This is a genomic window from Spirosoma areae (assembly GCF_054781775.1).
Genome location: NZ_BAAGTT010000010.1, coordinates 145,761 through 160,215, shown reverse-complemented (window position 1 = coordinate 160,215; position 14,455 = coordinate 145,761). Strand labels below are relative to the sequence as shown.

The 14,455-nt window shown below is 51.3% G+C and carries 11 protein-coding genes and 1 pseudogene; 6 read left to right on the top strand and 6 right to left on the bottom strand.

Annotated elements, in window-relative coordinates; all coding sequences use genetic code 11:
- The first annotated feature begins 8 nt into the window (after positions 1-8).
- The 6 genes from tamL (at position 9) to secG (ending at position 7,961) form a co-directional block, all read left to right on the top strand.
- Entirely contained in the window at positions 9-2,732 is a 2,724-nt protein-coding gene (gene tamL, locus ACYVI1_RS04305) for a translocation and assembly module lipoprotein TamL (protein ID WP_460907059.1), read from the top strand.
- Between the two features lie 339 nt (positions 2,733-3,071).
- Positions 3,072-4,571 carry a MiaB/RimO family radical SAM methylthiotransferase gene (locus tag ACYVI1_RS04300; protein ID WP_460907056.1) on the top strand — a complete coding sequence of 500 codons (1,500 nt, stop codon included), beginning with the start codon at positions 3,072-3,074 and terminating at the stop codon, positions 4,569-4,571.
- Between the two features lie 76 nt (positions 4,572-4,647).
- On the top strand, positions 4,648-6,015 hold the full coding sequence (locus ACYVI1_RS04295; protein ID WP_460907054.1) for a sigma-54 interaction domain-containing protein: 1,368 nt from the start codon (positions 4,648-4,650) through the stop codon (positions 6,013-6,015).
- Between the two features lie 7 nt (positions 6,016-6,022).
- Positions 6,023-6,571 carry an LPS assembly lipoprotein LptE gene (gene lptE, locus ACYVI1_RS04290; RefSeq protein ID WP_460907052.1) on the top strand — a complete coding sequence of 183 codons (549 nt, stop codon included), beginning with the start codon at positions 6,023-6,025 and terminating at the stop codon, positions 6,569-6,571.
- Positions 6,572-6,666: 95 nt separating this feature from the next.
- Positions 6,667-7,500 (top strand): hypothetical protein, encoded by an 834-nt coding sequence (locus ACYVI1_RS04285; RefSeq protein WP_460907050.1) that lies wholly within the window; start codon positions 6,667-6,669, stop codon positions 7,498-7,500.
- 80 nt (positions 7,501-7,580) lie between these two features.
- Complete coding sequence (gene secG / locus ACYVI1_RS04280; RefSeq protein WP_460907048.1) at positions 7,581-7,961, top strand: preprotein translocase subunit SecG; 381 nt, start codon at positions 7,581-7,583, stop codon at positions 7,959-7,961.
- Between the two features lie 315 nt (positions 7,962-8,276).
- On the opposite strand, the gene ACYVI1_RS04275 is transcribed toward secG, so the two are convergent.
- The 6 genes and pseudogenes from ACYVI1_RS04275 to ACYVI1_RS04250 form a co-directional block, all read right to left on the bottom strand.
- Positions 8,277-9,242: an ABC transporter substrate-binding protein gene (locus tag ACYVI1_RS04275; RefSeq protein ID WP_460907046.1), complete on the bottom strand. Its 966-nt coding sequence runs from the start codon at positions 9,240-9,242 to the stop codon at positions 8,277-8,279.
- Positions 9,243-9,334: 92 nt separating this feature from the next.
- Entirely contained in the window at positions 9,335-10,171 is an 837-nt protein-coding gene (locus ACYVI1_RS04270; protein ID WP_460907044.1) for an alpha/beta fold hydrolase, read from the bottom strand.
- A gap of 176 nt (positions 10,172-10,347) precedes the next feature.
- A complete protein-coding gene (locus tag ACYVI1_RS04265; RefSeq protein ID WP_460907042.1) occupies positions 10,348-11,886 on the bottom strand; it encodes a sulfatase family protein in 1,539 nt (512 codons plus the stop codon).
- A 96-nt stretch (positions 11,887-11,982) separates the two neighbouring features.
- Positions 11,983-12,318: an alpha/beta hydrolase family protein gene (locus tag ACYVI1_RS04260; RefSeq protein ID WP_460907040.1), complete on the bottom strand. Its 336-nt coding sequence runs from the start codon at positions 12,316-12,318 to the stop codon at positions 11,983-11,985.
- 572 nt (positions 12,319-12,890) lie between these two features.
- Positions 12,891-13,784, bottom strand: a complete 894-nt coding sequence (locus tag ACYVI1_RS04255; protein WP_460907038.1) for a dioxygenase family protein — start codon at positions 13,782-13,784, stop codon at positions 12,891-12,893.
- 11 nt (positions 13,785-13,795) lie between these two features.
- Positions 13,796-14,195 (bottom strand): annotated as a pseudogene (locus tag ACYVI1_RS04250) (nuclear transport factor 2 family protein).
- Between the last annotated feature and the right edge of the window lie 260 nt (positions 14,196-14,455).

The following is a 14,455-nucleotide window of genomic DNA, read 5'->3' as shown; positions in this document are numbered from 1 at the left end:
AGTTTATAATGAATAATGTACAATGGATAATGGATAATGGCAGGCGCTGGTATCGCCTTCATCATTATTCATTATCCATTATTCATTGTACATTAATTTTCTGTTTGTCGGGTTGTCTGAGTTCCAAACAGTTAGGGAGCAATGGCTACATTCTGACGGCCCAGACGGTTCGTGGCAACCGGGCCATTTCAGCCGATGCCTTAGAAAGCCTGATTCCGCAGAAACCCAACCGCCGAATCCTGACGCTGCCCATTACGCCCCCACTCTGGTTTTATCAACTTGGCCTGCGCCGGTACGACCGCGAAGCCGCCCGACGCGAGCTGGAAGCCAAAACTAACGAATTTGAACAGCAAAGCGAGCAATTCGCCAATCAGCCCGATGAGCTGAAAAAACTAAACCGGCGATACGGGCGTCAGTTGAAGCGGCTCCGCCTGAAAGCCGAAGAAGGCAATTGGTTCATGCGTAGCTTAGGCGAACCTCCCTCCTATTTTGCCGAAACCGACGCCAAAGCCAACGCGGCTAAAATGCAGAAGTACCTGATCGACAAAGGGTTCTTCAACGCCCAGACAAGTTATAGATTAGACACGCTTCGCCGTCGCCAAATTCGGGTAAATTACGTAGTAACCGAAAATGAAGGCTTTTACCTGCGAAACATAGTCTACGAAATCGCCGACCCACGCATCGACTCCATTGTCCGGCAAACGTTCGATAAGTCGAAGCTTCAAACCGGCGACCGCTTCGACTTCGACAACATGACCGGTGAGCGTGTTCGCATCGAATCGCTTCTGCGCGACCAGGGGTATTATACGTTCTCGCGGCAGTATATCCGGGCCACGGACGTCGATACCGTTCGGCGCGGCAACGACCGTCGCTTTTATGACCGGCTCGAACCCGGCGACTCTACCCGGCGAAACGTTGATGTCGCCCTGCAGATTGCCAACCCAACCGGCAAATCGGCTCACCCACTTTATCGGGTGGGCAACGTTGAGGTACACATCAGTGCCAGCGACGCCCTGTCCGGCGAGTACACTACACCGGCGGACCGGCCGGTGCGTAACGACGAACCGGCGAATGTGTCCGGTGAACCAGGACGATCTGGCTTACTAACCACGCCTGACACCGTCAATCGCAATGGCATCCGGTATTTGCTGGGTGGTCGGGATATTTCGGCACGGTTATTAGATTCCAAAATTTTACTGCGCCCCGGCGCTCTGTATAGTCAGACCAATTACCGGGATACCCAGCGGCAGTTGTTCTTGTTAAATCAGTTCAAATTCGTCAACCTCAACTTTATAGATACAACCAACCGCCAACTGCGAACGCTGATAACGGCCACTACCTTAGACAAATACGAAGCGACTGCCGAGGGGGGCGCCACGGGTTTGTTGTATCAGGGGCAGGGCTATCCGGGGGGGTTTGGCAGTTTGGTTTTCCGGGTACGAAATATGTTTGGCGGACTTGAAACCTTCGAAACCTCCGTTCGCTACGGGCTGGAAGCCCAGACCGGTTTTGTGGCCGACCCGAATAACAAAGCTAAATTTGTTTACACATCTCAGGAATTAGGGGTCAGCAGTTCACTCATTTTTCCGCAGATTTTGTTTCCGGGTCAATTTCGGTTTCGCTTTAACCGATTTGCGCCCCGTACTCAGGTCAGTTTGAGTTTCAATAATACGTTTCGGCCCGACTTTAAACGGTCGCTGCTCCGGGCAACGATGGCGTATAACTGGCAAACCACACCGGCCAGACAGTTTAGCTTTCTGATCGCCGATATCAACCTTATCGACGCCGGAGATGGTAATAGCCCAGTAATTACTAAAGCCTTTAACGATCAATTAGATTTACTACAAAAGCAGGGCAGTACCGTTTACCTGAGTTTTCGACGGTCGGTCAGTTCAAGTTTTAGTTTTGCCTACACCTATAATACGAACATACCGGGGCAAAACCGGCGCGCCAATTTTCTACGCACCGTGGTCGAATCGGGCGGCACGACGTTAAATTTCTTTCGGGATTCGCAGTTACGTCAGTTTTTTAACACAACTGATACCAGTGGTTTGCAATTCTACAAATTTCTGCGCTTCAACGTCGATTACCGGCATTACATTCCCCTGCGACCCCGCACTACGCTGGCGTTCCGAATTAATACAGGACTGGTGTATGGGTACGGCTCGAACAGTACGGCCCCCTACGAAAAATTGTTTTTCATTGGGGGCAGTAATAGCATCCGGGCGTGGTTGCCCCGTCGGATAGGCCCCGGTTCCGAATGGCCGCAAAAAGAAGGGAACCACCCCGTATTTAATCCAAAATATCCCGGAGAAGAACAATTTCTATACACCATTGAGAAACCGGGCGATATGCTCATCGAGGGATCTGCCGAACTGCGCGGGCGACTGTTTCACCTCGGGGCCGATGTAGACGGAGCCATTTTTGTGGATGCAGGCAACGTCTGGACGCTAAGCAATAACGCCACGCGCCCCGGTACGGTCTTTCACTTCGATACCTTTATTCCTCAAATTGCCGTAGGCACTGGCGTTGGGCTGCGGTTCGATTTTTCTTTTTTTGTTATCCGGTTCGATGGCGGAGTCAAAGTCTGGGACCCCGCCCGGCGGTACTTTAGCCCCATAGAGGGTCGCTTTATCGACGACCGGTTCATTCTGCCGAAATTCTCCCTCAGCAAACTATCGAGCGGTCCAAACCCGTTAGTCATCAACTTTGGCATCGGCTATCCATTTTAAGAAACCGCCTGAACCGACTGACATCGGTAGTCCAGCCGCACACCATGTCCAGGCTTTTTCAGGGCCGACGCAACGGTACCATTTATTCGGCCACACTGTCGATAAGTACCAGCCGCTCCGGTGGCCCGGCTATGAGAGGCCTGCCCCCTGCGTTCAGGAAATGCGGGGCTATTTAGTAGCTGAGATTATCTTAAGAGAATTTAACGGTACCTCCTGCCAAAATGACAGCTTAATCAGGGCTTTCTTCGTAAATTTGTAAAAAAAGTCGATAGTCACGGTCCGCCGTTGCGGTCAGTCGATACCCAATAGCTACTGATGACTATCGACTGACGACGAACAATGACCTTCATTCCCGAACTAACCATACTGCAACCGGCTGATAAGGAACCAGTTGAACTGCCACGAATTTCTGAGGATGAGCTGGCTATTGGCAAAAAGCGGCTTTATATCGAAAGCTACGGTTGTCAAATGAACTTTGCCGATAGCGAAATTGTGGCGGCCGTCATGCGGAATGCGGGATTCGCCACCACGTCCTCGGCGGAAGATGCCGATGTAATTTTCCTGAATACATGTGCCATCCGCGATAACGCCGAGCAGAAGGTTCGCCACCGGCTCAAGCACCTCACGGGTCTTAAACGGCAAAAACCCGAACTACTCGTCGGGATGCTTGGCTGCATGGCCGAACGACTGAAAACCAAGCTTCTGGAAGAAGAAAAAGTGGTTGACATTGTGGCCGGCCCCGATGCCTACCGCGACATTCCGAAATTGGTTGAGGAGGCCGAATCGGGTCAGAAAGCGGTAAACGTCTTCCTGTCGCGGGAAGAAACCTACGCCGACATTTCGCCCATCCGCCTGAATTCCAATGGGGTATCGGCCTTTGTTTCCATTATGCGCGGCTGCGACAACATGTGCAGTTTCTGCGTGGTGCCGTTCACCCGCGGTCGGGAGCGCAGCCGCGACCCGCACTCCATCGTCCGCGAAGCGCAGGACCTCTTCGACCGGGGCTATCGCGAAGTAACGCTGCTGGGGCAGAATGTGGATAGTTATAAATGGCAGGGAGCAGGGGGCGCGGGGCAGGGTGAGCAATATGCTGAGCACCTTTCCCCCCGCTCTGTGCCCCCTGCTCCTGGCTCCCCGCTCCCTGCTCTCATTTCCTTCGCCCATCTCCTCGAACAGGTGGCGCGCATTCATCCTGAACTTCGGGTGCGTTTCTCGACATCGCACCCGAAAGACATTACGGACGATGTGCTGCACACAATGGCTCGATACGACAATATCTGTAAGTATATCCATTTGCCCGCTCAGAGCGGTAACAGCCGGGTACTGAGGCTGATGAACCGAACTTATGACCGTTCCTGGTATATGGGCAAAATTGACCGGATTCGGGAGGTTCTGGGTGACAACTGCGGGATTTCAACCGACATGATTTCGGGATTTTGCAGCGAAACCGAAGATGAACACCAGGAATCGCTCTCGCTCATGGATTACGTTCGGTATGACTATGCCTACATGTTTGCCTACTCAGAACGACCCGGTACGCTGGCGGCAAAAAAATACGCTGACGACATTCCCGAAGCCGTGAAAAAACGGCGGCTGACCGAAATCATCGCCCGGCAACTGGAACACTCTGCCGCACGCAACAAACGCCACATCGGGCAGGTGCAGCGGGTACTTATCGAGGGATTTTCCAAACGCTCCGACGATTTTTTGTGTGGTCGGAATGACCAGAACAAGATGGTCGTTTTCCCAAAAGGCAATCACCAGAAAGGCCAGTATGTCAACGTGTTAGTTACCGAATGCACGTCGGCCACGCTGCGGGGTGAGATTATCAATGACTAATGGATAATGAATAATGCACAATAGGTTCGCCTTCAGTCCATTATTCATTATCCATTAGTCATTATCCATTAAATTTATGAATCAACAGGAAATACAGTCCGTTAAACAACGCTTCGGTATAATCGGTAACGCACCCGCCCTCAACTACGCCATCAACGTAGGGATGCAGGTGGCCGCTACCGACCTGACTGTGCTGATTACGGGCGAAAGTGGTAGTGGGAAGGAGTCTTTCTCGAAGATTATTCACAGCCTGAGTGCCCGAAAACACGGACAGTTTATTGCCATCAACTGCGGAGCCATTCCCGAAGGTACCATTGATTCGGAACTGTTCGGTCACGAAAAAGGCTCCTTTACGGGCGCTGTCGATGCGCGGAAAGGTTATTTCGAAACAACCAATGGCGGCACTATTTTCTTAGACGAAATTGGCGAAATGCCGCTGGGCACCCAGGCAAGGTTGTTGCGCGTGCTGGAAAATGGTGAATTTATCCGGGTAGGCTCCTCCAAAACTCAGAAAACCGACGTGCGGGTTGTGGCTGCCACGAACGTTAATCTGATGGAAGCCGTCGATAAGGGCAAGTTTCGGGAGGATTTGTATTATCGGCTCAACACAGTGCCCATTTATGTGCCTCCCCTGCGCGAGCGCGGCACCGACATTGAATTACTGTTTCGTAAGTTCACTACCGACTTTGCCGAACGGTATCGAATCAAGCCGCTGCAACTAACGGAAGGGGCGAAACAACTGCTGATTAGTTTTCCATTTCCGGGCAATATCCGGCAGTTGAAAAATATTGCCGAGCAGGTATCCATTCTGGAATCGGAGCAGAATAAGCCAATCGACACCGAAACGCTGGCCAAATACCTGCCCCAGTCGCAGCAACCCAACCGGTCGCTGGCCCTTTTTTCGCAGGTGAACGGCACCGAGAATTTTTCGGAGCGCGAATTGCTCTATAAAGTGCTGTTTGACATGCGCCGGGACGTTAATGACCTCAAAAAACTCGTGCGCGATGTGTTGGGCAGTGAGCAGGACGGTCGGCAGATTCTGCATACGCACAAAGACCTGTTCGACTCGATTGCTCCCGATGGCGATGCCCACCCGTCGGGTGATGGGAATATTACGCGCTTTCTGCCCGCTACAAACGGATCGCTGCGGCCAGAAAGCCCACCCCGGCCTGTCGTACCCCCATCCGAAACCTACGGCAGTCATCCACCCGTGCAGATTTTCGACGATGTAGAAGGTGACGTTAATGATGTGACCGAGGTAGAAGATGTGACCCACGAAACCGAAGAGGACGATTCGCTCTCGCTCGAACGGCAGGAGAAAGAAATGATTTTGAAAGCACTCCGGCGTAATAATAACAAACGCAAATATGCGGCCCAGGCACTCGGCATCTCCGAGCGGACGTTATACCGCAAAATCAAACAGTATGAGATTGATGAAGAGTAAAATGTTAATGAATAATGTACAATGGATAATGGATAATGGCGCTCAGGGAACGAGTCTCTTTCTCAAAGCATTATTCATTATTCATTGTTCATTATTCATTTCCTCCTGCGGGGTGTATTCATTCACCGGTACAACGCTCTCACCGGATATAAAAACGGTGACGGTGAATAATTTCGTGCTGGCTACCGCCGGTGGACCGGCTAACCTGCCACTGACGTTCAACGAAAAATTAAAGGAATATTATCAGCGATACACCAACCTGAAGGTAGTTCCTGCCAATGGTGATATGGTGCTGGAAGGCAACATTACAGGCTATGATCTGTTGGCCGTAGCTCCCACCTCGCAGGATCAGGCGGGCGTTAACCGCCTGCAAATCACGGTGCTGGCTCGCTTTTACAATAACAAGGATGAAACCAAAAATTTCGAGCAGTCGTTTTCGTTTTACCAGGATTTCCCGCAGGGTCAAACCCTGAGCCAGAATGAAAGTCGCTTAGTACCGAAAATTCTGGACCAAATCGTTTTAGACATCTTCAACAAAACAGCCGCCGACTGGTAATGATGAATGATGAATGATGAATGATAAATGATAAATTGTAATTATTTTTTTGCGCTCATCATTTATCATTCATCATTCATCATTACTTTCGTCCTATGCTGGCCCTTGATAAAGAAACTTTTTCGTACTGGGTAACTCATCCCGACGACCTTACCCCTACTGACTTTGTGCAATTGCAGGAAAGCCTGGATTTATATCCCTATTGCCAGTCGCTCTACACGCTCACGGCCAAAGCTGCTTCGGTGCATCAGCGGAGCCAAACCATCACCTATGTTCGTCAGGCGGCCGCCCATGCGCTGAGCCGCAATGCGCTGCGTAAACTAATTGATAATGAGTTTCAATGGTCGGAAAACCTACTCACGAAGTTAAATGAATTATCGGCCAGGCACGTTCCCATTCCCGACGACTATCAGCACGAAAGCTATGCGTTTTTCAAGTCAAAATCAGGTGTAAGCAATGGGTTTCCGAGACTGTCGCTCCTGCATTTACCTACTCAGAGCGACATTGAACGGACTATTACGGTTCCCACACCCGAAGACCCAACGCTGGCCGAAACAAACCTGCAAAACGATCTTGAACAGATAGCCGAAGCAATCCCGGCAGAACCTGTGCTTTCGCCAGCCGATCTGGAGCGTCAGCGTCAATTTGACCTCATTGACAGTTTTATTAAGAGTGAGCCGCGCATCTCGCCCGTAAGAACCAAACCTGGCGAACCGCTCGATCAGGAAGACTTAACGAAACGTACTAAACCCGCCGGGGGCGGTTTAGTAACCGAAAGCTTTGCAAAAATTTTAGAGAAGCAGGGAAAAATTGACAAGGCCCGCGACATCTACAAAAAATTGATGGTAAAAAATCCCGAAAAAAAGGCGTACTTTGTGGCCAAAATCAGTGAGTTAACGACCAAAGCGGATGACTCGAATGAGTCGTAAGTACTCGTTTATTCCTGATAAACTCAATTTTTCGATAAACAAACCCACCGGCGCTCCGGTGAAACTGACAACTGACATTCATGTTAACGACACTTATTGTTTTCATTTGTATTCTCACCGTCCTGCTGATACTTGTTGTTCTGATCCAGAATTCAAAAGGCGGAGGGCTAACCGGCGAGTTTGGCGGGCTGGGTTCCAACCAACTTATGGGCGTCAAGAAAACGACCGACCTGCTGGAACAAATTACCTGGGGTCTTGGCATCGGCGTTATGGTGCTGTCACTGGCCTCGTACATCATGATTGACCGCAATCAGGCATCAACCATCAACAGCGCCAACGTCGACCGGGCGCAAACGCAAACGCTGCCCGGTGCGGCTGTCCCAACTCCCGGCGCGGCTCCAACTCAGGCTGCACCCGGTGCGGCTACCCCAATTGCGCCAGTTCCTGCACCTAAGAAATAGGCAACAGAAGCTTCTTTACCCAAAAACATGAGTCATCCTGAATTTAGTAGGGATGACTAAAAAAGAACCTCCTTTCTTAGTTTTGAGCATCACCACAATGCCAAAACCAGAAGGGAGGTCTTTTTGTAGCCAGGGCATGTCAGCAATACTAAGATGGGGCTGCTGCTTAGCGAGTTAGGCGGCTACATGGCTGGCCATAAGCCTGCCCCGGCAGGCACCAACCGTGTGAGCAACCTCTTACAATGCAAGACGTAGGTAGCCTCTATAGGCTGCTGAATTCTTCTTTGTCAATTGTTTTTCTGGCGACCACCGCTTTTACCCAATGACCCTGGTTGCCTCTGCCAGCAATTCCTTAGAGAAACTCACACCTATTTTGTTGGCCGCAGTTACATTCAGTGTCAGGTAGTACTTCTCGGGCTGCTTAACGGGCAGGTCGCCGGGTTTGGCCCCGTTCAGTATTTGCGAAACGTACTGAGCCGCTTCCCGAAATTGCTGTGGCAAATCCGGCGCCCATGCCATCAGTCCACCGGCTTCAGCAAACAAGGTCGCCTGGTACATGGCGGGGATGCGGTTTTGGGCCGCGAAGTCAACCATCAGCTTCCGGTTGGCCAACGTAAGTGCTCCCTGAAAGCTGACCATTCCATTCATGCCGTCGCTCACCAAATCGGCTAAGGCTTTTTCTAACTGCTGTAGGGAAGCTGCCCGGTAGGGCTTGACTTCTACCCCCAGGATTGCCGCCGTTTTTTCGGCTTCGGCAAGTTGAATTTCATGACCACCCACGCCGGGGGTTCCCGAAATCAAGGCAATGCGTGTTGCGGTGGGTGCAGCAGCTTTTAAGAGGTGAAGGCGTTTTGCCGTAACGCCTTTGGGCAATTCGTCCATTCCGGTATAGATGCCTCCGGGGTGTTCCAAACTTTTCGCAAATCCGTTGCTGACCATGCCAGGGCAGGTGGCAAGCACCATGGGCATGTTGGGATTGTTCTTCCGTATTTCCAGCGCTAAAGGCAGGGAGGCAGCAACAATCAGGGACAGGTCCATTTGTGCCAGTTCTGCGGCCATAGCTATTGCATCCGTAGTGTTAGGTCGTGGCAGTCTTTTCTCGATATGGATGTTTTCCCCTTCTTTAAAACCGAGTTTTTGCAGTTCTTCGACGAAGGCTTTCTCCAACTCCAGAAAACCCGCCCCTACCATATAACCGATGCGGTGAGTGGTTTGATCCCTAAACAAACCGTTACCGCCTACCACCGACGGCATGGTTGCCAGCAGAGAGAGCCCCTTCAAAAACTTGCGCCTTGTTGTCAAGTTGTCCATACATCAAGAAGTTATTACCTAAGACACCATGTTGTCAATGCATGTCAGTACCCGTTGTCTGTCTATCGCAGAAATGATTTTACGAGTTGAACAAACGTCTCTGCGTTTCGATATACCGCAATGTGGTCACCGGGCAAACTCCCCGTTTTTGCCCGTGAAAATTCCTGGGCAAGTTGCTTGTCAACTACTTTATTGGGTGCAATCGTTGCCGATCCGGTTAGGACGAGCACCGGTTTTTGAAAGTCATGCATTTTTTTTAGATCAACTTTATAGTTTGCCGCTGCCGATAATCCTCTCAGCCTGTCTTTTTGCTTTACCCACCTGGGCCACATGGGATGCTGACGAATGTCAACCGTATCACAATTCGAAAGTTTGCAGCGAAAGGCTTTCACCATGTCTTCGGTTATCTGGGCGTCTGGCGTAAAATGCTTAGTCAGTTCTTCGATGTCTTTCATCTGCTCCGTCAGTTGCCCTTTTTGTTTGGTCAGATCGTACAGCGGGGCTTCAATCAGGACAAGCGACCGGATGCGGTCAGGATGGTTTAGCGCAAAATCAAAGGCGATGACGCCCCCATAAGAATGGCCAACCAGAATGATGGGCTCGGTTATGTGAAGGGAGTCGAGTGTGGCTATGATAGCTGCACTTTCAGTTTTTACCGAATACGTGGAGGAGAGGGTCTTGCCTTCGTTGGCATACTGAACATTGAATTGTTGCAGTCGAATCACGGTAAACGAATCAGCCAGTAACTTGGCGTGATCGGCATATGCAGTCATGTCGAATTGGCCGCCATGCAGTAGTACAATAGGCTGGCCCTTGCCTTCCATCAGTAGCTGTTTTGTTTTTGGCTGAGCCTGGGCAACGAGCTGAACGAAGAAGAATAGCAATACTATTTTTTTCATGACCAGATGTTGTTGATTGTTTCTAACTCATTGATAAGTAGTTGTATTACGACAGTCATACGAATAACGCTTTTGATTTTTTACGATAAGCCGCTCATTGAGTGAACGGTAATAGTTTATAAATCAACCCGGTGGCTGGCTTGCAATTCATATAAAAGGCGACCGGCTTTTTCTTCTTATGGTGGGTTGCCTGACCGAATCTGATCCAATCGCTGCTTTAGTAGCTGCACCCGTTCGGGATATCGCTCAGCTACGTTCCGTTTCTCCCCCAGATCGCTGGCCAGATTGTAGAGCTGCGCTTTTGGGTCATTACCCAACTCGGTCGCGGTCTCTGCCAGAAAAGCCTTCCCATCACTCGGTTCGATGTACTTCCACGGACCCTGCACGAGCGCCCACGTGCCCGCATGTTCGACGATGTTGGCACGGCCGGCCGGGTCGCGGCCCAGCAATGCATTTAGTTGATTTTCGGAGTCAGGGGCGTCCGTGCGGTTGTAGGACTGCCCGAGCAGGGCTGCAAAATTGGCCAGGAAGTCAACCTGACTAACGGGCGCATCGGACACCCCTACCTTCACCTGCCCCGGCCAGCGTACCAGCAGCGGCACACGGGTACCCGCTTCAAAAACACTGTATTTACCACCCCGTAGTGGACCGGCCGGTCGATGGTCACTCAACTTCTCTACGGCCTGGTCCTGGTAACCGTCGTCAATAGCAGGACCATTATCACTCGACAGGACAACTACGGTATTCTTACTCAGACCCAATCGGTCCAGCGTATTCAGAATTTCGCCCACCGACCAGTCGAATTCCAGCAGTGCATCCCCGCGCGGTCCCAGGCCACTTTTGCCTGCAAACCGGGGATGCGGCATTCGTGGCACGTGTATGTCGTGGGTGGCAAAATACAAAAAGAACGGCCGACTTTGGCTGGTTTCCAGAAACTGCACGGCCTGCCGGGTAAAGACATCGGCTATGTCTTCGTCTTTCCAGAGAGCCGCTTTGCCGCCCGTCATATAGCCGATACGACTAATGCCGTTCACGATAGTCATGCCGTGGCCATGTGAGGGTTTTACCCGGAGTAGTTCAGGATTTTCCCGACCAGTGGGCTCGTTGCCAATCTTCGCCTTAAAATCAACCCGAATCGGGTCATTGGGGTCAAGGTTTACTACCCGATGGTTTTCCACGTATACGCACGGCACCCGGTCGCCAGTGGCGGGCATAATGTACGAATACGTAAAGCCCAGTTCGAGCGGACCTGGTTTAATATCGCTGTTCCAGTCGGGCCCTTCTGGTCCGCCGAGGCCCAGGTGCCATTTGCCTACGACAGCCGTTTGATAACCAGCGGCTTTAAAGACACCAGGTAACGTACTGCGGCCCGGTTTAATAATTAGTGGAGCATTGCCTGGTGCAATACCCGTCCCTTTCTGTCGCCAGGCGTACTCTCCGGTTAGGAGCGAATACCGGGATGGTGTGCAGGTAGCAGACGTAGTATGCGCGTGACGGAAACGCAGTCCACCCGCTGCCAGCCGGTCGACGTTAGGAGTTTTTACACGAGACTTCTCAGAGGTTCCGCTTCGGTAACAACTCAGGTCGCCATAGCCAATGTCGTCGGCATAAATCAGCACGACGTTCGGTCGGGAGGATTGCTGCTGGGCAACGGCTGTTCTACCCAATATACTCAGGAAGAGAAGGGAGGCAAACCCAATGAACGCGTTACGCATGGTTTAACTATTGACGTTTAGGCAAGTCAGACAACGGTGTGGTGTATACTGATGAATAGAAAAATCTTAAACGACTCAGAGGAATGAATCATGGCTTCACCTGACGACCCGGTTACGAACAAACTGGGCTATGCGGTGCACCGTATCGTTAACCTGCGCTGAATCACTGAAGATACCGTTATGCCCGCTTCCGTCGTAATACTTTACGTCAACGGGTTTGTTCGCGGTTCGTAAGGCCGCTTCAAATTGACGGGCCATGTCAATGGCCGTGACTGTTGAACCGCCATCGGCCGGACTGTCGGCGGTGCCATGCAACACCAGAATCGGAGCCCTGACTTCAGCATCTACCCGTTTGGTGTCCACAGGAGGGTAATTGCGGGAGTTCAGGATAACGGCCTGCACCCTGCCGGAGTGGGTCAGCACATAATCCAATGCGGCTCCCCCCCGCGCGAATGTCCAAAGAGTACCAACTGACTGGCTCGTACATGGCTTAATGTGCTTACCTTTCGAACCAGCGAATCGATTGGTTGACGCGCGTTGCGAAACCGATCGGTCCCTGGCAGAATGGATAAGGGAAGGGCATCGGGGTAATCGATTGGGGTAATAAACCGTACCCCTGTTCCTTGTCGACCAGCAAACCAGCAGGCAGCGACAGCAACCATGCCATACCTGGCGACGCGACGGGCGAACTGAACATACTCTTCCGCAAACCCATGCGTGCCATGAAGAATAATTAATGCGGGAAACGACCCTTTCCCTGATAGCATCGCGATTGCCGCGTGAATGGAGCCGCTATCAGTGGACACCTGTATCCAGTAAACCGAGTTGGCATTGGTTCGTGGTGTGTCGTGTGCAACTGATAATTGGTTGAAGCGCTTCCGATCATTAGAATGCTGTTTTTCCCGACGGGGCAATAGGTTTTGAATCCATGCCAGATGGAGCAATAAAATAGTCGTTAGGAATGATATTGCGTTGATCATCATAATTCTCGGCTACCCTTCTGCCTACCGCTTGTAGCTGACTATCTTGGTACCGGTCAGCCGGGTGTCCCGTCGTCTGGAGAACCTGAACTGAACCGTTGCGTTACCCTGTGGCTGTAAGTCGAACGTTGCTTCTGTATCGTTGACGCCCCCGGTAAACGTATTGGCATCCCGGTACGATAAGGCCCCCGAAATCTGGTTGTTCCGTTTATAAAACAGGAGGTCGCCTTCCCGGTAGAACTCCATCATCGAGTTGTCGCTCATTTTATAGATACCCGAAACACGGTGGAAAACGGTGTCATTCGGCAGATACTCTTTTCTCAGAACGACATCGAACCTTATGGCGCTTTCGTTATTGCCGATTTTAGTTAACGGGAGGATTCGGTTGATCGCTAAGGGCGATTTGGTGCTCGGATCGGTTTCTAAATTTGGGTCGCCTTTGAAGTACAGTTGCGTGATCAAATCCTGTTGCCCTTCGGCCGATATCCGCATATGAATATGAGCGGGCCGGTATTGGGCAGGATCGGCTTCGCTGGGGTAAGCAACCGGAATGCCGGTAATAAACGAATATGTTCCATTCCGGCTTACCTTTTGACTGGCCCTGTAGAGGAACTCATCGGACGTATTGTCGTAGAGACCATCCTTGTTGCACTGCCAGATTTCGACCAGGCAGTTGTTCATCGGCGTTTTGCCGTCTTCTTTAAATATGGTGCCAGACAACTGTAGGGTTTCGCCCTGAAAACCTGTTGGATTCAGGTTCTTTCTGAACGGAGCACCCGGCCTGTACCAGGGGCCCAGAATATCGGTCGTGGTGGGGCTGTCGCCAACGAAGCGGCCCTCGCGCCAGCTTACAGAGCCGAATGTCCCCATTCCGACGGCAAACAAGCTTATTCCTTCTATAAATGTTCGGCGTTGCATAACAGCAAATACTACTTTTTGGATACCTCGGTCGAGTGATGCGTAATCATCTGCTGGCGTCCGTCACGGCGGACAAACACGTTGGTGAATCGCAGCCTGAAATCGCCGGGATTGCCTTTGTAGGTGCCTTTTACATGTTCGCGCCCGGTGACTATAGCTACTTCGCCGTACCGGGATATCGTCATCCTCGATAATCTCAGGCTTTATGTCCCGGCTGGCGAATACGGCGATATCCGCATCCCGTTCTACTACCGAACCGTTCATGGCCGTGATGCGAAACTCGTTAGCATACAGCTTTTCGAGAAAGGCAACATCACCCTTTATGCGGGCCGTTGCCCATTCGTTCTGGAGTTGGCTCAGTTCCTGCTTTGTTTGGTCGGGAGGCTGCGCCCACGCGGGTACAAGCGCCATCAGGCTACAGCCGATGAACGCTACCAGACACCTCAGCAACCAGTGGTATCTGTACATATCGTTCGCTGCTACGTAGTAAAAAGAGCAATCGCATCACGAAAAGCAAGTAACACACTATAAGGCACTTAGTCAATTTTTTGAGCTGCTATTTTACCATACAGCCGGTTAAATTTGTGTTAACAACTGGTTATAACCGACGGCTGATACGCTGGCAAGACGGAAGATGCGCCCGACATTACTATAGGCTACGTTTATAAACC

Coding starts and splice junctions, on each gene's coding strand:
- lptE (WP_460907052.1), top strand. CDS start 6,023: ATGAATAATGTACAATGGATAATGGATAATGGCGCTCAGGGAACGAGT.
- tamL (WP_460907059.1), top strand. CDS start 9: ATGAATAATGTACAATGGATAATGGATAATGGCAGGCGCTGGTATCGC.
- ACYVI1_RS04300 (WP_460907056.1), top strand. CDS start 3,072: ATGACCTTCATTCCCGAACTAACCATACTGCAACCGGCTGATAAGGAA.
- ACYVI1_RS04265 (WP_460907042.1), bottom strand. CDS start 11,886: ATGCGTAACGCGTTCATTGGGTTTGCCTCCCTTCTCTTCCTGAGTATA.
- ACYVI1_RS04285 (WP_460907050.1), top strand. CDS start 6,667: ATGCTGGCCCTTGATAAAGAAACTTTTTCGTACTGGGTAACTCATCCC.
- ACYVI1_RS04255 (WP_460907038.1), bottom strand. CDS start 13,784: ATGCAACGCCGAACATTTATAGAAGGAATAAGCTTGTTTGCCGTCGGA.
- secG (WP_460907048.1), top strand. CDS start 7,581: ATGTTAACGACACTTATTGTTTTCATTTGTATTCTCACCGTCCTGCTG.
- ACYVI1_RS04295 (WP_460907054.1), top strand. CDS start 4,648: ATGAATCAACAGGAAATACAGTCCGTTAAACAACGCTTCGGTATAATC.
- ACYVI1_RS04270 (WP_460907044.1), bottom strand. CDS start 10,171: ATGAAAAAAATAGTATTGCTATTCTTCTTCGTTCAGCTCGTTGCCCAG.